The sequence below is a fragment of the Kitasatospora sp. NPDC056184 genome (assembly GCF_042268405.1).
In the GTDB taxonomy this organism is placed as follows: domain Bacteria; phylum Actinomycetota; class Actinomycetes; order Streptomycetales; family Streptomycetaceae; genus Kitasatospora.
In genome coordinates this window covers 139368-161423 of record NZ_JBHJUI010000007.1, presented here as the reverse complement: position 1 = coordinate 161423, position 22056 = coordinate 139368, and the positions used below count along the sequence as shown (strand labels likewise).

Genomic DNA, 22056 nt, shown 5'->3' with positions numbered 1-22056 from the left:
CACCAGACTGTCCTCGGCACCGCGAACACAGCAATCACTGAAGCGCTTGTGCAAGATCTCAGACATCAACTAAAGTGCTCTTGACCGTGATGCGCTTCGGTGGAAAGTGCTGACCTCAAGGAGCTCTGACGCGTGGACGTTCCGCTCTCCCCCTGGACGACCGAGCTGTTCGGCAAGCAGTCGCTCGCCGTCCGCACCGGCTTGGGACAAGCCCTTCGCAACATGCAGGCCAACGCTCAGGCCGTCCAGGAGCAGGCGGATGTCCGGACGAAGCATCCGTTCGGCTCCGCGCGCTGGGCTGGTCAGTTCGAGCGGGTTCACGAGGAGCTCAAGGACCTTCCCAACGCCAAGCCGGTGAAGCCGCACCGCTTCCCGTTCGAGCTGATGCTGGTCGGCCGCGGCCTGATCTTCCCGTTCATGTACTCGAAGACCCGTTCCGACATCCGGACCGCGCACGTTCCCAGCGACTCCGGGATGGTCCGCGAGCTGTTCACGTTCGCTCCAGCTCCGGCAAGCGTCCAGGGCGTCTTCGACTTCGAGTTCGCCGGGTCGGCTGAGGAATCTGCGGTCGAGTTGCACGGCGGTCTCACCACCGTGCCTCCGGACACCTGCCTGGTCCTGGTTCCCTTCGCCTGCAACTCATCGGAGCTGCTGGAGGCACACTGGGGCACCGCCGCCCCTGGCGCCGACGGGCTGTTGGACTGGGTTGCCGGACCCGACGAACTTCCGCTTCCGGAGACTGTCACCTTCCACGGGAAGCGACTGTCGTCCGTTCCGGCTCAGCCCGGACCCGCCGTCCTGGAGCACACCAGCTTCGACCAGGGCGAGACGCCTATTCTTACCCTGTCGTCCCGTTCGAACGTGGATCGAACGCTCAACGTGACGCCATTGACCGAAGCGGAACCAGCCAAGCCTCAGACCAACGAAAACGATGCGACGAACTAGGCAAGACCTCATCCCGGGACTGGAAGAACGTGGGATCACCCCTCGTGCCGTCGTTGACGGTTTCGACCCAGCCCGGCTCACCCAGGCCCGCCGACTAGCGGAAATGACCAAGAAGGATGTCGCCAAGCGGCTTGGCGTCACGCCGGCCGCTGTCGGCCAGTACGAGACGGGCGTCTCGAAGCCCAGACCCGAACTGGTGCCCAGTCTTGCGGACATCCTCAGTGTGCCGCTCTCGTTCTTTCTGGCCGGACGGCCGAGCAGCCGACTCGACGCCTCGATGGCTCACTTCCGAAGCCTTCGCAGCACTCCGAAAGCCCAGCGCGAGCGCGCGCTGGCCTTCGCCGAGCAGGTCTGGGAACTCACGTACGCGCTGGAACTGCGTGTGCAACTGCCGATCGTGGACCTGCCCGGGTTCGCCGGAGGGGAGGTCCACCCTGGCGAAGAACTTCCGGCTGAGCCTGCGGCGGCGGCGCGAGAGCTGCGGCGCCGGTGGGGTCTGGGGGATGGACCAGTCACTCACCTGGTGAGACGCATGGAGTCTCACGGCATCATCGTCGTCACGCCGCCAGCGGGCGATACGTCAGCCGCAACCGTCGACGCCTTCTCCTCTCGCACCGCCCGGCCTCTTGCGGTCCTGACCTCCAATCGCGCTGATGACGTCTACCGGCACCGCTTCACCGCCGCACACGAGCTTGGTCATCTGGTGCTTCACGGAGATGCCACCGGGGACAGCCGCCAGGAGAAGGAGGCGGACGCTTTCGCGGCTGAGTTCCTCACCCCCCAGTCCAGCATCCTGCCGCTCCTCCCTCGCCGCATGGACCTCGCGCGCCTGGCAGAGCTAAGGCGGATCTGGGGTGTCTCTATCCACTCGTTGATCTACCGCTGCCGCGAGCTCGGGCTGATCTCTGACGCGACGGCCAGCCGGGCATACCAGCGGCTGCGTGCGCTCGACGGGCAGCCGGGGTTCACTTCGGAGTCGGTCAACAGCTTCTCCGGCGAACAACCTGCCCTCCTGCGCCAGGCCTTCGAGCTTGCGGCCGAAGAGGGCCTCACGGTCGAGAAGCTCGCACGTGAGCTCGCATGGAAGCCTGAGCGCGTCTGCGAGCTGCTAGGCGTACGGAATGAACGGCCCGTGCTTCGCCTCATTAGTAGTCAGGCATGACGCGACGTCCCGGCACCTTGGCGCACTGATGGGGGATCGGCATGACGCCGATCCCCCATCATCGCGCTGTGCCCCGCTATCCGAGGTAGGTGCACCGGAAGAGACCATCGAAGCCGAGTCCGCAGTACATCTGCTCGAACGACTCCCACACACGGTCCTCTCCGATGTCGCCTCGGGCTGCGGTGACGTCGGCGGTCTCCAGGTCGTGTTCGCGCCACTCGTGGGCGCAGCGACAGCGGACGAAGACCAGGTCGGGTTGGACGTGGATCAGGAGCCAGTCGCGGGCGGCGTCGCACATGGCGCAGGTGATGGTGATGCTGCGGGGGTTGAGGGGTTCGGGGTGGGGGACGGCGAGGACGACGTTGCGGTGAGGGTTGCGGTTGGCGTCGGCGCGGTTGGTCAACTGTGGTGCCCTTCCGTGGTGTGACGGGTTCAAGCACCACACGACGACGGAGGGGCTGGGATACTTCCCGATCGCGCAGGAAGACATCAAATCGACACCCCGGCCGGGTAGTTGCCCGGCCGGAGTGCGGTGGAGGGTCAGTCCTCGCTGGGGATGAAGAGCCAGTCGCTGTCGCCGACGATGGCGTAGAGGCGGTCGAACTCGGCCCGGTCATGGTCAGACATGGCGTTGATGGCGTCGCCGGCGACGCTGCCGGCCGGGAGCTTGGCGAAGTACCGGAGCAGGAGGGCGACGAGGGCCTGGGTAGCGTCGTCCGTCATTCGTGCGTGCGCGACCTCGCGGTTGTGCCGGGTCATGCACGCATCGAGCTCTTCGCGGGTGGCGCTGTCGGCGAGGGCGCGCTCCTCCGTGGTGAAGGGACGCCCGTCCTTGTGGAGCAGGGTGTTGGTGCTGCGGTACTGCGAGAAGTCCGCGTTGCACAGCAGGTCGATGACGTTGGGGCGGATGCTGGGCTGGGTCATGAGTCTCCTGGTGGAAGGGGATGGGTATGCCGAAGGCAGCAGAGGTGGGGGCGGGCGGCCGAGCTGGTTGCCGGCCGCCGTCAGAAGAGGTCGAACCGGCGCCTGGCCAGGCGGGCCTCTCGACGGCGGCCCGAGCTGTGCCCAGGGAAGCCTGGCGCCAAGGAACAGGAGAAATCCTCCTGCGCGGATGGGACGGGCCTGCCCTGGAGTTTCAGCGCCTGCGGTGCTGCGAGCCGGGGCCGGGCCGAAACGAAGGCGAGGGCTGTGCCGTGTCGCGGCCGGGGGTGGTGAGCCTGGTGGTGCGGAGGCGGGCGGCGTCGGCGGCGCGGTTGGGTGGAGGGTTGCGGCTGGTGTGCTGGATGCGGCCGAGGAGGACCTTGGCGGGCTGGCGGGCCGTGGAGAGTTCGCGGCGGGCGGCTGCCTCGGTGAGGAGTTGGCGGGGCTGGTGGCCGCCGGCTTCGGCGTCGGCGAGGGCGGTGGCGAGGGCGGGCGGCCACATGGGGTCGGTGAGGATGCGTGCGGCGTGGTCGGGGACGGCGGCGCGCAGGTCGTGGGCGAGGTCGTTGATCGTCTCCTGGGCGGGCTGGCGGTGGGTGAGGGCGGCGAGGTGTTCGGCGGCGGCCTGGTCGTAGGCGGCTTGGAGGTGCTGGATGGCGAGGTGGGTGGCGTGGGCCTGCTGGTGGTGGCCTCGGGCCTGGTGCCAGCGGCCGGCGAGGACCGCCGCCCAGACGAGGGCGGCAATCAGTGCGGCGAGGGTGCTGCCGCCGGGTCCGTCAGCGGCGTGGAGGATGTCGCGGGCGGCCCGTCGCAGGTCGGCGGCGGCCTGGTGATCGGCGCGTATCTGGGAGCGTTGGGCGCGGGCGTACACGCGGGTGGCGGCTCGTAGTTCGGCGCGCAGCTCGTGGGGTGCGGCCTGGGTGGTGGCGTTGATGATGTCGCCGAGGGCGGTGATCTGGGCCTGCGCGAGGGCGTCGGCCTCGGTGTCTCCGTCGGTTTCGGCGAGGTGGAGGGTGTCGAGGGTGTCGGTGGTGCGCTGCCAGCTGGTGCTGTGGCGGTAGCGGCGGGCGGTGGGGTGTTCCTCCGGGGTGCTGGTGGAGAGGAGTGCTTGGAGCTTGGGCAGGGAGAGGTCGGGGGCGATCTTGCCGCCGGAGAGGTAGTTGGGTGTGCCGTCGGCCTTGAGGTCGCCGGGCCGGGCGACGGAGTATCCCCGCAGGTCGCCGGAGGGCAGTCGGCGGATGTTGACCTCGACGCCGTCGGCTTGGAGGTAGGCGAGGAACTCCTCGATATCGGCGGCGTGGGGGATGGCGTCGCGGATGCGGTCTTCGAGCCAGGCACGGCTGGTCTGGTTCCAGCCGAGGCGCTTGGCCTTGTGCATCTCGGCCTGGGTGGGGCGTTTGGCGGCGGTGCCGTCGCCGGGCTTGAGCCGGCGCAGGCCGTAGTCCTTCTCGATCTGGCGGCAGGCTTCGGCGGCGCGTCGCCCGCTGCCGTGGAGCTTGGGACGGCGGCCGTCCTCGCGGACGGTGGTGGCGACGATGTGGATGTGGTCGTCGGCGTGGCGTACGGCGATCCAGCGGCAGGCGAGGTCGTCGCCGTCGGGGGCGATACCGGCGGTCCGCACGATGCGGTGGGCGATGTCGGCCCACTCGGTGTCGGAAAGGTAGCGGTCCTCGGGGGCGGCGCGGACGGGGCAGTGCCAGACGTGGTTGGTGAGCTTGAGACCGACTTCGCTGTTGCGCAGGTGGACGGGCTCGTCGAGGTAGCGGGCGAGCTGGGTGAGGGTCGCCTGCTCCTCGCGGCCGGGGTCGGGCATGGCGAGCATCGCGAAGCCGGCGACGATGTGCGGGTCGCGATGTTCGTCATGGCGCCCGGGGCCGTAGAGGTAGGCGAGCAGGCCTCGGGTGTTGGAGCCAGGGTCCTTGATGGCGGCGATCACGGGCGGGGCGGAGTCTCCTGGGTGGGGGACGGGCGAAATGCGTGGGCGATCTCGGTCTGGAGGCGGAGCAACTGGTCGATGGTCCGGGGGCTGTCGTCCGGCCGGTCGTAGCCGCCGTTGTCGGCGCGGGCGATCTGGTTGAGGTTGTTGCCCAGCCGGTCGTGCTTGCGCAGGAAGACCGAGCGGAAGTGGTGGGTGGCCCGCCGCTCCTCGGCGAGGGGGAGGTCGATGAAGAACCGTCCGTCGATGAACGCCATGACGACGTCGGCGGCGAAGCCGGACACGCCGTTGTAGCCGTGGGCGAGGGCAGCCGCTTGCAGCCTGGCGTGCTCGTCGGGCTTGAACCGAAGCGGGCCGACGCGTTCCTCGCGCTTGACGCCTTCGAAGCGGCGGTTGCGCGGTTCGGCTCCGCCGGCCTCGGTGGCGCTGTCATGCCGGCGGCGGTCGGTGAGGATCGCCGTCTGCACGGTGTGGAGTTCGTCCGGTTCGGGGCTGCCCTCGGCCTCGAAGCCCTGGCCCGGCGCGCCCTCGCGCCGGGACCGCTCCGCCACCCCTGGGGCGGAGCCTCCCCGTGTCCGGCCGCGAGTCGGACTCGGGGTACTACTGGCTCCGCCAGGGGCATCCAGGCCGAACGCCCGCCGCAGATCACGGGCGAACGCAGGCGAGTCGAGAAGCGCTTCCAGACCGACATCGGGGCTTTCGGCACGCTCGGGGTCGTACTGGTGGTTTGTCAGGAGAACTCCTGGGGGCGGACGGGAGCAGTGGAGTGGACCGGACCGGACGGAGACCGGACCGCAGGGCGGCAAGGCCGGCTCCTCGCGGGACGGGTTCGGACGAGGTGCCCGGGGTGAGCGGAAGTACGCAGATCAGACGTCGGCGGGGCCGTGGTCGTCCGGTTCGTCCGGGCGGACCATCGTCATGACCGTGGTGAGGCGCTCGTCGGAGAGCGTGAGGCCTTGGGCGCGGACCGCGTCCCGGACGACGGACCGGCTCAGCCTCCCCTTGTCCGTCCACGCCTGGACGGCAATGTCGGCCAGTTCGTCCAGGGAGGCGCCCGGCGGACGGCCGGCGGGCTTGGACTCCTCGGGGTGAGCGGTACTTCCGCTCGGCCTCTGGCCTGAGGCTTTCCCGTCCGTGCTGTCGCCGGTCCGGGCCGTACGGTCCCGGTCCGTCCGCATAAGGCACTCACCGTCGGTGGGGCGATCCGGGTGGAACTGTTCGTCCGGGTCCGGTCCCGGGTGACCGCCTCCGTCCGGTCCGGTCTGCCGAACCGCCGTGGTCTGGTCCGGTCCGGCGGGCCCGTCCACGGTCCGGTGGTCCGGTCCGGTTTGCCGGACTGTCACCATCTGGTCTGGTCCGGCGGACCGCCAGGTGTCCGCGGACCGTCCGTCCCCAGGCACCGGGACCGGTGCTCCGCCATCCGTCCGGACCGTCGGTCGGATGTGGCGGATTGTGTGGATACCGAGGTGGACAGCTCCGGCGAGGGCGAGCGGGGAGATGGCGGACAGGACGGCGACGGGGGAGTTACCCAGGTGCAGGCCGCTGGTGAGGGGCAGGGCCTGCTGGTTGAGGCGGACGGCGTGGAGGGTGTTGGCCCAGATGCTGGCCGCAGTGGAGAGGCCGAACAGCAGCCATACGTAGGAGCGGGCGGTCAGCGGGGCCGTACGCAGGAGCAGGAGGGCGCGGACGCTGTAGGCGACGAACCCGTCGATGATGAGGGGGAACAGGTAGGCGAGCTGGTCGCGGATGTGGATGGCGAGGGCCATCTGGCGCAAGGCGTCGTAGGAGAGGGCGAAGCCGGTCGCGGCGAGCAGGCCGATCGCGGAGTAGTCCCAGGCAGTCACATGGCTGGTGCGGGCCGTGCGGTCCGTGGCGGCGTCGGACATACGGGTGGTGGTCCTCCGTAGGGTGGTCGGGGTGTTGGAGGTGGTGGGCCGTCGCATCCGTCTTCGGGCGTCCACGGCCCTTGCTCGGCTTGGCCTGTGGCACCGCTGGAACCGTCCCGCCCGCCGTCCTGGGCGGCGCGCCCGGAGCATGGCGGCGGGTCGGCCGTGGGACGGCTGGTGGGGTGTGGTGTCCCCGTGGCGGCGTGTGGGTCTTGGGATGCGACGGCGGGGACGGCATCTACCGTTTCGGGCGGAAGTGTCAGGAGCCGGCGGTCGTTCCGGTGGGACGCGGGTGGACCTTGGGGCAGTAGCGGCGCCAGGAGTCGACGAACTTGTTGAAGGTGTAGCCCTTGCGCTGGGTGCCGTCGGGCAGGCGGATGTTGGCCGAGGAGATCTGATAGTCCTTCAGCAGCCCGGCCAACGCGCGGGCGGTGAGGCCGCCGCGCCCGTGCTCGGCCCACGGCGCCTCGGGGTCGTCGTTCAGCGCCGCGAGGACGGCCGTGGTGGGCAGGGTGTCCGGATCGCCGTGAGCGAAGAAGATCCTGCGGATGTCGGCGAGGATCCTCGCCCCGCCGCAGTTCTCCTCCTCGATCTCCTCCTCGGCCGCGACCATGCGGACGCACGCCCGGCGGGCCCGGCCCGGCCACGAGCCTCCGGCGAGGTCGGCGACCGCGACCAGGGGCTCCCAGGTATCGGCGGCCCGGTCCTCGACGGGCATGTCCGGCTCCATCACCTGGGCCTGCTCGGCAACCTCGGAGGCCCAGAGCGCGAGCTTGGCGCGGGTCTCCCGCAACAGGACACCGTCACGGCGGTCCCGCAGCGGCGCGACGACCTCGCCGTCGGCGCGCCGACGCATGCGGATCGCGATCGACCGGTCCATGATCGTGTCCGGCAGGTCGCCGATGCCGGCGAGGGCAGCCATGGCGAAGGTGTCGAACTCCCGGGCCTGGTGGTCGTTGCCGACGGCCCGGGTCACCGGGCGGTTGCGCTGGTGCCCGGCGTTGAGCAGACCGCGCAGGTCCTCGTACTTCTCGGCGGTCCGGGGATTGCCGAAGATGGTGTCGACCTCGTCGACCAGCAGGGTCCTGGGCCGGTCGCTGATCGTGCGGTAGATCGCCGCCGCGCTGGTGTTGACGGTGATCAGCGGGTCGTGGACGGTCTCGACCAGGACATCGAGCAGGCGGGACTTGCCGCACCGGCGGGCCGGAGCCACGATCGCCAGGCGCGGCGCGTGGTGCCACACCGCCTGGAGGTGCGTCGCGGCCGCCCATAGCGTGACCGCGTCCAGCGCCTCGGCAGAGGGCAGGACCGCGTACCGGCGGATGTGGGCGTGCAGCTCCGTCAGCAGATCGGCACCCGGTGACTGCGGCATCGCGTCGAGGGCCGGCGTGCCGTCTGCCGCAAGGTCGTCGTCGTGCGCGGCCGACTCTCCACCAGCTGTGGATTCGGCCAGGGGCTGGGCGTGGAGGCTGGCGTCGGGCCGGCCCGGGTTGACGACCGGCGGCCAGGCGGCCTCGGGCAGGCGGGGCGTGGAGGTGATGGTGGGGACTCCAGACTGCGGTGCGGCGGCAAACTGCCGCACCGCGAAAGGGGAAGAGGATCACAGGAGATGGGGGCGCCGCAGCGTGAGCCTTCGACAGGCGTGAGCAGTGCGGCGGCGAGCGCGAACGGTAGGACCGCTCGGGGCCGGGATCCATCGCGGGGCGGCAAGATCAGCCGACGGCGGACGAAACGGCTTCCGGGCTTCGGCGCGGTGGTGGGACGAGCGGGATCAGGCGGCGGCGTGGTCGGCGCGCTGGCCGTCCAGCCAGGCCTCCACCTCCGTCCAGCGGTAGCGCAGATGCCGACCGACCTTGATCGCGGTTGGGCCCTGGCCGCGGTGCCGCCAGGCGTACACGGTACCCAGCGGGACACCGAGGTACGCGGCAATCTCCTCCGCGGTGGCCAGTGGCCGGCGATCGGTGGTGGCGGCGCGGAACGTCTTGGGCAAGAGGTCTCCAACGGGTAGGGGATAGGGGGTGTGCGGGCACGCCGAAGAATCCCCAAGAATGGGGCGTCCCGAGGCCGCGAGGAGGGAAGTCTCCATGCAACCCGGCTCGGAACCTAAAATGGGCCCGAGGCTGGCTTGCTGGCCGCCCGACGGGAGTGTGGAGGTTCCACTTTCGCGGCGGCCGTTGAAGACGCTATCTGCTGGCATAGCTCCCGAGCCAGGAATTCGGCGGTTTCCCCGAAAAAAATCTTGATCAGCCCCGTCACAGGCGTCCCACCAGGGCGGAAGGGGCGACACCCCGGGCTCCCGACCTTCCCTTACCGGCTCCCAGGCTTCTGTGCGAACCCACCCGAAAAGCACCCTGGAAGCCCGGGACGATTCGGAACGATCGGACACCATCCAGTCTTCCCGGGACGATCCGGCGACTTCTCCTTGACAAAAGGCTGCCGGTCGATAAACATCCAACACCCGCCCCGGGAGAGCAACTTTCGTGCGCCTCCCAGTGCGCCGCCTATCAGGCGTCGCGCCTCACGTCACCACTTCACCCAACCGCCGGCCACAGGCCGCGCCCTCCCATGCCCCCGACCGAAGGAGCCGAATGGCGACCGTCTACGACACCTGGCACAAGACCTACCCCCGCCCGACCGACAAGCCCTGCCGCGAGCACAAGGGCAAGTACCCCACCACCGACCACGGCAAGGGCAAGCGCTGGCAGGTTCGCTACCGCGACCCCGACGACGTCCAGCGCAAGGAGGACTTCGAGCTCAAGACCAAGGCCGATGACCGCGCTGCCGAGCTCAAGGTCATGCTCAAGGACGGCACCTACGTCGACCCGAACGCGGGGAAGACGACCGTGGCCGAGTACGCCGAGACGTGGCTGGAGGCCGTCACTCCCGGCCCGACCACCTTGGAGCGCTACGACGGCGTGGTTCGCAACCACATCGCGGCCCGCCTGGGGACGTTGGAGCTCCGGGCGCTCAAGCCGACCACGATCAAGCGCTGGGTGAGGCGGCTTCAGGACGAAGGCTTCGCGCCGTCCACCATCGGCTGGTACGGCTCGGTCCTGATCATGATGCTGGATTCCGCAGTTGACGACGGAGCGATCGCCACCAACCCCTGCCGGGCCAAGTCGGTGAGCTTCCCGAAGGTGGAGAAGGAGCCGGTCGTCCCGTGGTCCGTAGAGCGCGTCCACGCGGTCATCAACGGCCTACCGGAGCGCTTCCAGGCCGGCGGCTCGGTCGCGTTCGGCTGTGGGTTGCGACAGGGCGAGGTCTTCGCCCTGTCCGTCGACGACATCGACTTCCGCCGCCGCATGGTGACGGTGCGACGGCAGGTCCGCTTCGTGGCGAAGAAGATGGTGTTCGCGCTACCGAAGGGCGGCAAGGTCCGGCAGGTACCACTGCCCGATGGTCTGGCGCGCGCGTTGAAAGCCCACATGAAGAGGTTCCCCCCGACTCGGGTCACGCTCCCCTGGCGCCTCGCCGATGGTGAGGCCCACACGGCGAACCTGCTCTTCACCGATGACAGCGCCAAGCCGTACCACCGCAGCGTCTTCAACGCCGGCGCGTGGAAGCTGGCGCTCGTCGCGGCCGGGGTGATCCCGCCGCGCGAGAAGGGGGCGAAGTACTTCCAGGCGGCCCCGGACGACGGCATGCACGCCCTGCGGCACGCCTACGCCTCGGTGCTGCTGGATGCCGGCGAGACGATCAAGGCGCTCGCTGCCTACCTCGGCCACAGCGACCCAGGCTTCACGCTCCGGACCTACACCCACCTGATGCCGACCAGCGAGTCGCGGACCCGTTCCGCGATCGACAGGGTGCTTCCGGGTGCGGGCGCGGGGCACACCCCGCCGAAATCCGAGGGCATGTGCCCTACGTGTGCCCTGGCGGCCTGATCTCTACCTCGCCCCCACCGGGACCTCGACACCAATAGTGGCCATTTGCACAGGTCAGAGAGCCATGAGCGTTACGACGCCCGGCGCAGCAGGGCGTCGTCCTGCCACTTGAGGATCTTGTCGAAGCTGACGATCGCCCCGCGCAGCGGGTGGTTGCGGAGCTGGACGTGGTCGGTGAGGGCGTGGATGAGGAAGAGGCCGCGGCCGGACTCGGCGGTGAGGTCGGGGAGGGCGTCGAGGTCCAGCGGCCGCAGGAAGGGCAGCGGCACCGGGTCGGCGGCCGTGGGCAGGACGTGGGTGTCGTACGGGCGGCCGTCGCGGCGCGGGCGGTGCGCGGTGAGCAGCGGCCCGGGCACGGTGGCCCGGCCGCGCCGGGAGCGGCGCCGGGGCTGCGCCCGCCCGGCGGGCCGGGCGGGCGGGGACGCCGGGGCGGGGACCGGACGGCGGGCCGCCGGGGCGGCGGGGCCGGGCAGGCCGGGGCCCGAGTCGGTCACCTCGATCCGCAGCAGGTCGCCGCTGATCGACGCGGTGACCTGGTAGCCGTCGTCGGGACGGCCGCCCGCGCCGTGCTCGACGGCGTTGGCGCAGGCCTCGCTGAGGGCGACGCCGAGGTCCTGGGCGATCTGCGGATCGACGCCCGCGGTCGCCATCGCGCCCAGCAGTATGCGGCGGGCCAGCGGCACGCTGGCCGGGTCGCGCTTGAGGTGCAGAGTCCACCAGATGTCCACGGGAGGTCCCTCCTGGCTGCGGCTCCACATATAACGAGGTATCTCCGGACGGTGCGCAGGTGAACCGTGCCGGGGGTCCGCTACCGCCCGTTCGGCGGATGGACGGGGGGACGGGCATGTGCCGGGCGGCGCGCGTGCGGGGGGTGCGCGGGGCGGCGCGCGGGGCCGATCGGGGCATTCGTAGGGATTTCCCACCCTGCCGGTCCGGCGGCCGTACGCGATGAGATGATGGCCCGGCCATGACTGCCCCAGCCGCCGCCCCGCACCCGGGCGCCCCCGCACCGGACGCGCCGGTGGGGGCCGCCGCCTGGGACCTGCGGCTTGCCCGGGCGGTTCCGTTCGCCCTGGTGAGCACGCTGATCGCGGCGGCCGGGCACGCGCTGGCGGGCGGCGGGGACGTCGCCCTTCCCGCGCTCTCGGCGGGTTTCACCGCCTCCCTGCTGCTCGCCGCCGCCTTCGGCCGGCGGGAGCGCTCGCTCGGCGCGATCGCCGGGGCGCTGGCGGCGGTCCAGTTCGGGCTGCACTGCCTCTTCCACTCCTTCGGCGGCCACGCGGCCGCCGCGGCCGGTGCGCACCACGGCGGTCCGCCGGGCTCCGGCCCGCTGACCCTGCCGCAGGTGGCCGGCCGGCTGATCTGCAACGAGTCCCGGCCCGGCACCCTGGTCGGGCTGCCCGGCAGCCCGACCGCCGAGCAGCTGGTCGCCGGTGCGGGGCTGGACCCGCAGGCGTACGCGGCCGCGCCCTGGTGGCAGGGCGGGGTGCTCGGGATGACGCCGACGATGCTGGCGGCCCACCTGGCCGCGGCCCTGGTGGCCGGCTGGTGGCTGCGGCGCGGCGAGGCGGCGCTCTGGCGGCTGGTGCGGATCGCCGCGTCGGCCGCGCGCGCCCGCGGCGCGGAGCCGCTGCGCACCGCGTGCGCCCTGGCCGCGGTGCTGCTGCGCGGCCTGTTCGGCCTGCCGGCCGGCCCGGTCCGCCGGTCCGGCGGCCGCGGCGGGGACGACCCGCTGCCGATCGGTGCCGCGCTGCGGCACAGCGTGGTGCGGCGCGGCCCCCCGCTCGGGGCCCTCGCGTACTGACCCGCCCCCGGTCCCCCGGTCCCCCACCGGTTTCGGCCCGACGGCGGACGGGTGTACGCGGCAGCCGAGCCGTACCCGCCCACTCGTGCGGTCCTGCGGCCTCCCCCACCTCGTCCCCACGCCGCGCGGCCCCGCCGCGGCACGGATCCTCCCGTGCCCCGGAGCGGGCCCCCGCCGAGCCTCCGAACGGAGACACGAACCCCATGCGTTCCCTTTCCCCCCGCCGTACCGCCGCCGTCGCCCTCGCCGCAGCCGCCGCGGTGGTGGCGCTGGCCGGACCCGCCTCCGCGCACGTCACCGTGAACCCGGGCAGCGCCGAGCAGGGCGGCTACACCGCCGTCGACTTCCGGGTCCCGAACGAGAACGACACCGCCGGCACCGTGAAGGTGGAGGTCAACCTCCCGCTGGACCACCCGCTGGCCTCCGTCCGCACCCAGCCGCTGCCGGGCTGGACCGCCGTGGTCGAGAAGTCCAAGCTGGACAAGCCGATCAAGGTGCACGGCAACGACGTCAACGAGGCCGTCTCCAAGATCACCTGGACCGCCGACGCCGGCGTGAAGATCGCCCCCGGCCAGTTCCAGGAGTTCCGCGTCTCGCTCGGCCCGCTGCCGACCGACGCCGACTCGCTGGTCTTCAAGGCGCTGCAGAGCTACGAGAACGGCGACGTCGTCCGCTGGATCGACGAGGCCAAGGACGGCCAGCCGGAGCCGGCCAAGCCCGCCCCGGTGCTGAAGCTGACCAAGGCCGCCGCCGGCGACGGCCACGGCGTGACCGCCACCGCCTCCCCGTCGGCCGCCTCCGGCGACCACGCGCACGGCGACGCGGCCAAGGGCGGGAGCGCGGCGTCCGACGACAAGGCCAGTGACTCCACCGCCCGGGTGCTCGGCGTCGTCGGCATCGTGGTCGGCGTGATCGGCACCGCCGTCGGTGTCCTCGGTCTGCGCCGCAGGAGCGGCGGCTCGGCCTCCTGACCCCCGCACCGGCGGGGCCGCGCCCGGCACCCGCGGCGGGCCCCGCCCGCCTCCGGGCGCGGCCCCGCCGGTGATCCACCGCACACGATCGGACCTCTCCCATGCCCCGCTCCGCCCGCACCCCCCGCACCGCCCGGCTGGCCGGCGCGGCCGCCGTCGCCCTGGCCGCCGCGCTCACCCTGACCGCCTGCGGCTCCGACGGGGGCGGTTCCGGCTCCCCCGCCAAGGTCGTCCAGCAGAAGGCCGACTCGCCCTACGAGGGCACCGTGCTCGGCAAGAACTTCGAGAAGCCGGACCTCCAGCTGACCGACACCTCCGGCCAGCCGTACGACCTGCGCCAGAAGACCAACGGCAAGACCACCCTGCTCTTCTTCGGCTACACCAGCTGCCCGGACGTCTGCCCGACCACCATGGGCGACATCGGCGTGGCGATGAAGAAGCTCTCCCCGGAGGAGCGGCAGAAGGTCAACATCGTGTTCGTCTCCACCGACCCGCAGCGCGACACCCCGCAGGTGCTGCGCACCTGGCTGGACTCGATGGGCAGCGACTTCATAGGCCTGACCGGCGACCTGGAGAAGGTGAAGGCGGCCGCCAAGACGCTCGGCATCCTGATCGAGGACCCGGTGACCAACGCGGACGGCACCGTCACCTCCACCCACGGCGCCCAGGTGCTGGCCTTCCTGCCCTCCGACGACAAGGCGCACCTGCTCTACCTGAGCGGCACCGAGGTGCAGACCTACGAGCACGACCTGCCGCTGCTCGCCAAGGGAGTCGCCGCGTGAAGGGCGCCCTCGGCTTCCGCCGGACGGCACTCGCCGGGGCGGCGCTGGCGACGGCACTGGGCGCCGGAGCGTTCCTGGTCGCCTGCGGGGCCGGCGACACCTCCGGCGGCGGGGCGGCCGAGCTGAGCGTCGCGGACTCCTACATCCCGCTCCCGCCGGCCGGCGGGATGGCGGCCGGCTACCTGACCGTGCGCAACGACGGCGGGCAGGGCGACGAGCTGGTCAAGGTCTCCAGCCCCGGCGCCTCCTCGGTCACCATGCACCGCTCCACCGCCAGCACCATGGAGCAGGTCGACAAGCTGGACGTCCCCGCGCACGGCGCGTTGCAGCTCTCCCGCGGCGGCAACCATCTGATGATCATGGGGTGGGAGAAGGCGCCCGCCCTCGGCGACGAGGTCGAACTCGACCTGACCTTCACCAGGACCGGCACCATCTCGGTGAAGGTGCCGGTCAAGGAGCTCACCTACCGCCCCGGCCAGCAGTAAGGGACCCGCACGATGCTCATCGCACCGGGACTGGCGGGACGGCGGATCGCCGGGCTGATCGGCGTGCTCGGCGCCGTCCTCGCGCTGCTGCTGGGCGGCGCCGGACCGGCCGCCGCGCACGCCACCCTGCAGTCCACCGACCCCGGGCAGAACGCCGTCCTGCCCGCCGCGCCGCCGTCCGTCACCCTGACCTTCAGCGAGGCCGTCTCGCTCTCCTCGGACTCGGTGCGGGTGCTCGACCCGGCCGGCAAGGCCGTGGACACGGGCAACCCGGCGCACGCCGACGGCAAGGACAACACCGCCCGGGTCGGGCTCGGCAGCGGCCTCGCCAACGGCACCTACACCGTCGCCTGGCGGGCCGTGTCCGACGACTCGCACCCGATCGGCGGGGCGTTCACCTTCTCCATCGGCGCGCCCTCGGCCACCACCGTCTCCACCACCGCGCTGCAGGGCGCCGAGGCGGACGGCCTGGTCGCCGCGCTCTACGGCACCGGCCGGGCGGTCGCGTACGGGGCGTTCGCGCTGCTCGTCGGCGCGGCCGCCTTCGTCCTGCTCTGCTGGCCGGCCGGGGCGGCCCGGCGCCCGGTGCAGCGGCTGCTGATGAGCGGCTGGGTGGCGCTGCTGGTGTCCACCGTCGCGGTGCTGATGCTGCGCGGCCCCTACGAGCGGGGCTCGGGGATCGGCAAGGCCTTCGACCTGTCGCTGGTCCGCGCCACCCTGGATGAGCGGATCGGCACCGCGCTGGCCGCCCGGCTGCTGCTGCTCGCAGCGAGCGGGGTGTTCCTGTCGCTGCTGGTCGGCCAGCTCGGACAGCCGACCCGCCGCACCGGGGACGGCACCCGCGCCGACGGGGCCGGCCCGGCGGACGCCGACGCCGAGGAGGCCGAGCTGCGGGAGCTGGAGCGGCGCGCCGCCGAACGCCCGCAGCGCGAGGCCCGGCTGGGCCTCGGGGTGGCCGGGCTGGTGCTGGCCGTCGCGCTCTCGGCGACCTGGGTCGGCGCCGACCACGCCTCGGTGGGCATCCAGGTCTGGCTCGCGCTGCCGCTCGGCATGCTCCACCTGGTCGCGATGGCGTTCTGGCTGGGCGGCCTCGCGGCCATCCTGGTCGGACTGCGCGAGGGGATCGGCGCGGACGTCGCCGAGCGCTTCTCGAAGGTCGCGTTCGGCGCCGTCCTGGTGCTGGCCGGCACCGGCCTGTACCAGTCCTGGCGCGGCCTCGGCAGTTGGGGCGCGCTGACCGGCACCGACTACGGGCGGCTGCTGCTGGTGAAGACCGGCTGCGTGATCGCCATGCTCGGCGCCGCCTGGATGTCCCGCGGCTGGCTGGCCCGGCTGCGGGCCGCCCCGGAGGAGGCGGCCGAGGTCGTCCCGGCGGCGGTCGCCGTCGCGGCCGGCGGCTCCACCGGCGCGGACCTCGGCAAGAGCGGCAAGAACGGCAGGAGCGACGAGGGCGACGAGACCGCCGAGGGTGCCGACCTCGGCAAGGACGGCGCGGACTCCGACGACCCGGTCCGGCGGGCCCAGCTGGCCCGGCAGCGGGCCGCCCGGGTGAACGCCGACCGGGCCCGCGGGCTCACCCCGACCCGCGCCGGGCTGCGCCGCTCGGTGCTGGTCGAGGCGGCCGTCGCGGTGGCCGTGCTGGTCGCCACCACCCTGCTCACCAACGCCCCGCCCGGACGGGTGGCGGACGAGGTCGGGGCCGGGGCCGCCAACGGCACCGCCCCGACGGCCGGCGGAACCGGCGGCGGCGCGTCCGCCCCGCAGACGGCGCCGGGCCGGACGGTGGAGCTGACGCTCCCGTACGACACCAAGGGCCGCACGCCGAACGCCAAGGGCACCGCGACGGTCACCCTCAACCCGGCGGGCACCGGGTCGAACGAGGTGCACCTGAAGCTGGACGGCACGGACGGGCAGCCGGTCGAGGTGCCGGAGGTGCAGCTCGCCTTCACCCTGCCGGACCGCGACCTCGGCCCGCTCACCGTCCCGCTGACCGGCGAGGGCACCGGGCGCTGGACCGGGACGGCGCAACTGCCGCTCTCCGGGAACTGGGTGGTGTCGGTGGTCATCAGATCCTCCGACATCGACCAGGCCACGGAGATCAAGCAGCTGAAGATCGGATAGGGCGGACCATCCCCATGGAGACCAGCACCGACAGCGCGGGCCGGCACGACGCCACCACCGGGAGCCCCGCCCCCGGCTTCACCCGGCGGGCCCTGCTGGGCACCGCCGGGGCGGGCCTGGTGGTCGGCGCGGGCGCCGGCGCCGCCGCGGCCCTGACCGCGGGCCGGCACGACCGGCCGGGCCCGGCCGGCGACGGCCCCGCGCCCGGCCCGGCCCACGGCCTCGGGCCCGCCCGGGTGGCGTTCCACGGCGAGCACCAGGGCGGGATCCTCGAACCCCAGCAGGCCCGGGTCCAGCTGGCCGCCTTCGACCTGGCCGGCGGGGCCGGCCGGGACGGCCTGCGCGCGCTGCTGAAGCGCTGGTCGCGGACGGCCGCCCGGATGGCCGCCGGCGAGCCGGCCGACGAGTTCGAGAACCAGGTCGCCCTGGACGCCGGCCCCTGCTCGCTCACCGTCACCTTCGGCTTCGGAGCGGGCCTGTTCGACAAGGCCGGCCTGGCCGACCGCCGCCCGGCCGGGCTGGAGCCGCTGCCCGCCTTCCCGGCCGACGCGCTGGACCCGGCCCGCGGGGACGGCGACCTGTTCGTGCAGATCGGCGCCGACGACGCGCTGGTGGCCGTGCACGCCCTGCGGGTGCTGCAGCGCCAGGCGGCCGGCACCGCGGCGCTGCGCTGGCAGATGTCCGGCTTCGCCCGGACGCCCGGCGCCACCGCCCGCCCGATGACCGGGCGCAACCTGATGGGCCAGATCGACGGCACCAACAACCCGCAGCCCGCCGAGGAGGGCTTCGCGGCCAAGGTGTTCGTCGCCGCCGGGGGAGAGCAGCCGGCCTGGCTGGCCGGCGGCTCGTTCCTGGTGTTCCGGCGGATCCGGATGCTGCTGGACAACTGGGAGGCGCTGCCGGTGGACCGCCAGGAGCGGGTGATCGGGCGGCGCAAGTCGGACGGCGCCCCGCTCGGCGCCCCCGCCGAGGCGGGCGAGCGGACGCCGGTGGACCTCGCCGCCCAGGGGGCGGACGGCACGCCGGCCATCCCGGCGGACGCGCACGTCCGGGTCGCGGCGCCGGCCGCCAACGGCGGGGCGGCCATGCTGCGGCGCGGGTTCTCGTACCACGACGGGCTGCTGGCCGACGGCTCGCCGGACGCCGGGCTGCTCTTCCTCGCCTTCCAGGCCGACCCGCGCCGGGGGTTCACCCCCGTGCAGCGCAAGCTGGCCCGGGGCGACGGGCTCTCCCGCTTCCTGCGGCACGAGGCGAGCGGCGTGTACGCCGTCCCGCCGGGCGCGCCGCAGGGCGGGTACGTCGGGCAGGCCCTGCTCGACTGACCCCGGCCCCGCCTGACCTGCCCGGTCCGGCCGGATGTCCACCGGTCGTCCGTCCTCCTCCCACGGAGCGGAACGCGGTCACGGGAGGAGGACGGAGTGGCTAAGGTGACTCCTTTCGGCGGTCCGCCGTTCTTTCCCACAGGTCCCGTTCCCCTTGGAGGCGTCATGTCGGCAACCCGCTACACGTACCTCGGGCCGGCGGGCACCTTTACCGAGGCGGCCCTGCGCACCCTGCCGGAGGCGGCGACCCGGGAACTGGTGCCGATGTCCTCGGTGCAGCTGGTGCTGGACGCGGTGCGCGGCGGCGAGGCGTCCGGCGCGTTCGTGCCGATCGAGAACTCGGTCGAGGGCGCCGTCACGGCGACCAACGACGAGCTGGCCTCCGGCGCGCCGCTGATGATCTACCGCGAGGTGCTGCTGCCGATCACCTTCGCTCTGCTGGTGCGGCCGGGCACCGCGCTGTCCGACGTGAAGACCGTCACCAGCCACCCGGTGGCCCAGGCACAGGTGCGCAAGTGGCTGGCCGCCCACCTGCCGGACGCGCACTGGGAGTCCGCCGCCTCGAACGCGGACGGCGCCCGGCTGGTGGCCGAGGGCCGGTACGACGGGGCGTTCGCGGGCGAGTTCGCGGCGCCGATCTACGGTCTCGACCCGCTGGTCAGGGACATCGTGGACGCGCAGAGCGCGACCACCCGGTTCGTGCTGGTGGGGCGGCCCGGGCGGGTCTCCTCGCCGACCGGGGCGGACAAGACCTCGATGGTGGTCTGGCTGCCGGACGACCACCCGGGTGCGCTGCTGGAACTGCTCCAGGAGTTCGCGGTGCGCGGGGTCAACCTGATGCGGATCGAGTCCCGGCCGACCGGGGAGGGGCTGGGCAACTACTGCTTCCTCATCGACTGCGAGGGGCACCTCAGCGACCGCCGGGTGGGCGAGGCGATGATGGGGCTCAAGCGGACCTGTCCGCAGGTGCGGTTCCTCGGTTCCTATCCGCGCGCCGACCAGCAGGCGGCGGGCCACGGTCGGCCCGGTATCTCGGACGCCGATTTCACCGCGGCCTCGGACTGGCTCTCGCGCTGCCTCGACGGCCGCGGGGACATCTGAGTCCGTCCGGACCCTCCCGGGTTCACCGGACATCCGGGCGCCATTCGGCGGCCATCCGCCCTTTTCGAACCGTTTTCCACCCCGCCGGGCGGCCGTCCACAGGGCGGCCGCCCCGCTGCGGGGCTTGTCCACAGGGGTGGGCGCTGTCCACAGGTCCGGGTTATCCACAGGCCTGGGGATGAGTCGACAAACCGGTATAGCCACTGCACGTTTCGGTCGGATCATCGGTTTGCGTCGCAGAGATGACCAATCGGACCAGAGTCACCCGGGTGCCAGCAAATCACCCGTCCGAGTGCTTCAATTCGCTCACCCGAGAAGGTCAATTCAGGTTTGAAACCTGAATTCCATGGTTCGCTTCCCGGCCCGCCGACAGCTCCCCGCGATCCACAGCCCACGCCCCGAACCTGTGGATAACCGGCCCCGGGGCGGTTTCCCACCGCGGTTATCCACAGGCCGGCGCGAGTTATCCCCAGGGGAAAACCGGTACCGGTGGACGGGCCCCCGCCCGGTAGGCTTGCCCCGTGATTGACCTTCGCCTGCTCCGTGAGGACCCTGACCGAGTGCGCGCCTCGCAGCGCGTCCGTGGCGAGGACGTCGACCTGGTCGACGCCCTCCTCTCCGCCGACGAGCGCCGCCGGTCCTCGGGCACGCGCTTCGACGAACTGCGCAACGAGCAGAAGGGCCTCGGCAAGCTCGTCGCCAAGGCCCAGGGCGAGGAGAAGGCCGCCCTGCTCCAGCGCACCAAGGAGCTGGCCGCCGAGGTCAAGGCCGCCGACGCCGAGCAGACCGAGGCCAAGGACGAGGCGGAGCGCCTGCTCCGCTCGCTGGCGAACCTCATCGACCCGGCCGCCCCGGTCGGCGGCGAGGAGGACTTCGTCACCCTGGAGGAGATCGGCACCCCGCGCGACTTCGCCGCCGAGGGCTTCGAGCCCCGCGACCACGTCGAGCTGGGCCAGCGGCTGGGCGCGATCGACACCGAGCGCGGCGCCAAGGTCGCCGGTGCCCGGTCGTACTACCTGACCGGTGTGGGCGCGCTGCTGGAGCTCGCCCTGGTCAACATGGCGATCGCCCAGGCCACCGCCGCCGGCTTCACCCCGATGATCACCCCGGCCCTGGTCCGCCCGGCCGCCATGGACGGCACCGGCTTCCTCGGCCAGGCCGCCGAGAACGTGTACTTCCTGGAGGGCGACGACCGCTACCTGGTCGGCACCAGCGAGGTCCCGCTCGCGGCCTACCACATGGACGAGATCCTCGACGCCGACAAGCTGCCGCTGCGCTACGCCGGCTACTCGTCCTGCTTCCGCCGCGAGGCCGGCACCTACGGCAAGGACACCCGCGGCATCATCCGCGTCCACCAGTTCGAGAAGGTGGAGATGTTCGTCTTCACCACGCCCGAGGACGCCGAGAACGAGCACCGCCGCCTGCTCCAGTGGGAGAAGGACTTCCTCAACGCCCTCGAACTGCCCTACCGGGTGATCGACGTCGCCTCCGGCGACCTCGGCGCCTCGGCCGCGCGCAAGTTCGACATCGAGGCCTGGATCCCCACCCAGGGCAAGTACCGCGAGGTCACCTCGACCTCGAACACCACCGAGTACCAGTCGCGCCGCCTCGCCATCCGGATGCGCGAGGAGGGCAAGGTCCGCCCGCTGGCCACGCTGAACGGCACCCTGGTCGCCGTCCCGCGCACCATCGTGGCGATCCTGGAGAACCACCAGCAGGCCGACGGCTCGGTCGTCGTCCCCGAGGCGCTCCGCCCCTACCTCGGCGGCCGCAGCGTTCTGGAGCCCGTCCAGTAGGACCACCGGCACGAGCCGGCACCGCGGCGACGCGGACAGCAGTGACGAAGCAACTCCCGGGAGACCACGGCCCATGAGCACCACCAGCCCCAGCCCCGTCTCCCTCGCGGACGGTGGCGGCCTGCCCTTCAAGCTGGTCGCCACCGACCTGGACGGCACCCTGCTGAACAGCACGGAGGGCGTCTCCGCGCGGACCCGTGCCGCGCTGGCCGGTGCCACCGCGGCCGGGGCGCTGCACATCATCGTCACCGGCCGCGGCGCCGCCTGGGCCCGCCCGGTCTTCGACGAGATCGGCTACCGGGGCATAGCCGTCTGCGGCCAGGGCGCCCAGGTCTACGACGCGGGCTCGCACAAGCTGCTCACCTCGCTCACCCTGGACCGCAAGGTGGCCGCGCTCGCGATCGAGCGGATCGAGGAGGAGACCGGCCCGCTGGCGATCGCCGCCAGCCAGGACGGCCTGGACGGCGACGTGCTGGCCGGCCCCGGCTACGAGCTGCAGATCGCCTCCCACCTGCCGGTCGTCCGGGCCGCGCGGGACGAACTGCTCGCCGCCCCGGTCAGCAAGCTCTACATCCAGCACCCCGACCTGAGCGACGACGCCCTGGCCGAGGCCGCCCGCCGCGCGGCCGGCGGCCTGGTCGGCGTGGTGATGGCCGGCGCCGGCATCGTCGAGCTGCTGCCGCTCGGCCTCTCCAAGGCCACCGGCCTGGCCGTCGCCGCCCACCGGCTCGGGGTGAAGGCCGCCGACACCATCGCCTTCGGCGACATGCCCAACGACGTGCCGATGTTCGGCTGGGCGCGGCACGGCGTCGCGATGGCCAACGCGCACCACGAACTGCTCTCGGTCGCCGACGAGGTCACCCTGAGCAATGACGAGGACGGCGTCGCGGCCGTGCTGGAGCGGCTGTACCCCGCCGGGGTCTGACGGCTCCCGCGCCCC

20 protein-coding genes are annotated in these 22056 nt (G+C 72.5%); 12 read left to right on the top strand and 8 right to left on the bottom strand.

What is annotated here, in order from left to right; genetic code table 11:
* Positions 1-132 precede the first annotated feature (132 nt).
* Both ACFC0B_RS16580 and ACFC0B_RS16575 read left to right on the top strand, forming a co-directional pair.
* The gene (locus ACFC0B_RS16580; protein WP_376086522.1) at positions 133-945 is read left to right on the top strand and encodes a hypothetical protein; all 813 of its coding nucleotides are present in this window, start codon (positions 133-135) and stop codon (positions 943-945) included.
* Positions 932-2107: a helix-turn-helix domain-containing protein gene (locus ACFC0B_RS16575; protein ID WP_376086521.1), complete on the top strand. Its 1176-nt coding sequence runs from the start codon at positions 932-934 to the stop codon at positions 2105-2107. The genes ACFC0B_RS16580 and ACFC0B_RS16575 overlap by 14 nt, the downstream gene beginning before the upstream one ends.
* 76 nt (positions 2108-2183) lie before the next feature.
* On the opposite strand, the gene ACFC0B_RS16570 is transcribed toward ACFC0B_RS16575, so the two are convergent.
* From ACFC0B_RS16570 to ACFC0B_RS16540, 7 genes are all read right to left on the bottom strand, one after another.
* Entirely contained in the window at positions 2184-2510 is a 327-nt protein-coding gene (locus ACFC0B_RS16570; protein WP_376086520.1) for a hypothetical protein, read from the bottom strand.
* Between the two features lie 137 nt (positions 2511-2647).
* Positions 2648-3031 (bottom strand): hypothetical protein, encoded by a 384-nt coding sequence (locus tag ACFC0B_RS16565; protein WP_376086519.1) that lies wholly within the window; start codon positions 3029-3031, stop codon positions 2648-2650.
* A 211-nt stretch (positions 3032-3242) separates the two neighbouring features.
* Positions 3243-4964: a relaxase/mobilization nuclease domain-containing protein gene (locus ACFC0B_RS16560; protein ID WP_376086518.1), complete on the bottom strand. Its 1722-nt coding sequence runs from the start codon at positions 4962-4964 to the stop codon at positions 3243-3245.
* Complete coding sequence (gene mobC, locus ACFC0B_RS16555; protein WP_376086517.1) at positions 4961-5515, bottom strand: plasmid mobilization relaxosome protein MobC; 555 nt, start codon at positions 5513-5515, stop codon at positions 4961-4963. Before mobC ends, ACFC0B_RS16560 begins: the two co-directional genes overlap by 4 nt.
* Positions 5516-5830: 315 nt before the next feature.
* Positions 5831-6850, bottom strand: coding sequence for a DUF2637 domain-containing protein (locus ACFC0B_RS16550; RefSeq protein ID WP_376086516.1), 1020 nt, complete (start codon positions 6848-6850; stop codon positions 5831-5833).
* A 259-nt stretch (positions 6851-7109) separates the two neighbouring features.
* Positions 7110-8390, bottom strand: coding sequence for a DUF3631 domain-containing protein (locus ACFC0B_RS16545; protein ID WP_376086696.1), 1281 nt, complete (start codon positions 8388-8390; stop codon positions 7110-7112).
* Positions 8391-8621: 231 nt separating this feature from the next.
* On the bottom strand, positions 8622-8840 hold the full coding sequence (locus tag ACFC0B_RS16540; protein WP_376086515.1) for a helix-turn-helix transcriptional regulator: 219 nt from the start codon (positions 8838-8840) through the stop codon (positions 8622-8624).
* 598 nt (positions 8841-9438) lie between these two features.
* On the opposite strand from ACFC0B_RS16540, the gene ACFC0B_RS16535 reads away from it, so the two are divergent.
* Positions 9439-10734, top strand: coding sequence for a tyrosine-type recombinase/integrase (locus ACFC0B_RS16535; RefSeq protein WP_376086514.1), 1296 nt, complete (start codon positions 9439-9441; stop codon positions 10732-10734).
* A gap of 71 nt (positions 10735-10805) precedes the next feature.
* Here ACFC0B_RS16535 and ACFC0B_RS16530 read toward each other — a convergent pair whose 3' ends face one another.
* The gene (locus ACFC0B_RS16530; protein ID WP_376086513.1) at positions 10806-11462 is read right to left on the bottom strand and encodes an ATP-binding protein; all 657 of its coding nucleotides are present in this window, start codon (positions 11460-11462) and stop codon (positions 10806-10808) included.
* Between the two features lie 239 nt (positions 11463-11701).
* Between ACFC0B_RS16530 and ACFC0B_RS16525 the strand changes: the two genes are divergently transcribed.
* The 9 genes from ACFC0B_RS16525 (at position 11702) to ACFC0B_RS16485 (ending at position 22041) form a co-directional block, all read left to right on the top strand.
* Positions 11702-12538, top strand: coding sequence for a hypothetical protein (locus ACFC0B_RS16525; protein WP_376086512.1), 837 nt, complete (start codon positions 11702-11704; stop codon positions 12536-12538).
* Between the two features lie 203 nt (positions 12539-12741).
* Entirely contained in the window at positions 12742-13509 is a 768-nt protein-coding gene (locus tag ACFC0B_RS16520) for a YcnI family protein (protein WP_376086511.1), read from the top strand.
* Between the two features lie 101 nt (positions 13510-13610).
* Positions 13611-14291 carry an SCO family protein gene (locus tag ACFC0B_RS16515; protein WP_376086510.1) on the top strand — a complete coding sequence of 227 codons (681 nt, stop codon included), beginning with the start codon at positions 13611-13613 and terminating at the stop codon, positions 14289-14291.
* Positions 14288-14776 (top strand): copper chaperone PCu(A)C, encoded by a 489-nt coding sequence (locus ACFC0B_RS16510; protein WP_376086509.1) that lies wholly within the window; start codon positions 14288-14290, stop codon positions 14774-14776. The genes ACFC0B_RS16515 and ACFC0B_RS16510 overlap by 4 nt, the downstream gene beginning before the upstream one ends.
* Positions 14777-14788: 12 nt before the next feature.
* Positions 14789-16897: a FixH family protein gene (locus tag ACFC0B_RS16505; protein ID WP_376086508.1), complete on the top strand. Its 2109-nt coding sequence runs from the start codon at positions 14789-14791 to the stop codon at positions 16895-16897.
* Between the two features lie 14 nt (positions 16898-16911).
* Positions 16912-18219 (top strand): iron uptake transporter deferrochelatase/peroxidase subunit, encoded by a 1308-nt coding sequence (gene efeB / locus ACFC0B_RS16500; RefSeq protein ID WP_376086507.1) that lies wholly within the window; start codon positions 16912-16914, stop codon positions 18217-18219.
* Positions 18220-18384: 165 nt separating this feature from the next.
* Positions 18385-19320, top strand: a complete 936-nt coding sequence (pheA, locus tag ACFC0B_RS16495) for a prephenate dehydratase (protein WP_376086506.1) — start codon at positions 18385-18387, stop codon at positions 19318-19320.
* Positions 19321-19841: 521 nt separating this feature from the next.
* Positions 19842-21116: a serine--tRNA ligase gene (gene serS / locus ACFC0B_RS16490; protein WP_376086505.1), complete on the top strand. Its 1275-nt coding sequence runs from the start codon at positions 19842-19844 to the stop codon at positions 21114-21116.
* A gap of 73 nt (positions 21117-21189) precedes the next feature.
* On the top strand, positions 21190-22041 hold the full coding sequence (locus tag ACFC0B_RS16485) for an HAD family hydrolase (protein ID WP_376086504.1): 852 nt from the start codon (positions 21190-21192) through the stop codon (positions 22039-22041).
* The last annotated feature ends 15 nt before the right edge of the window (positions 22042-22056 follow it).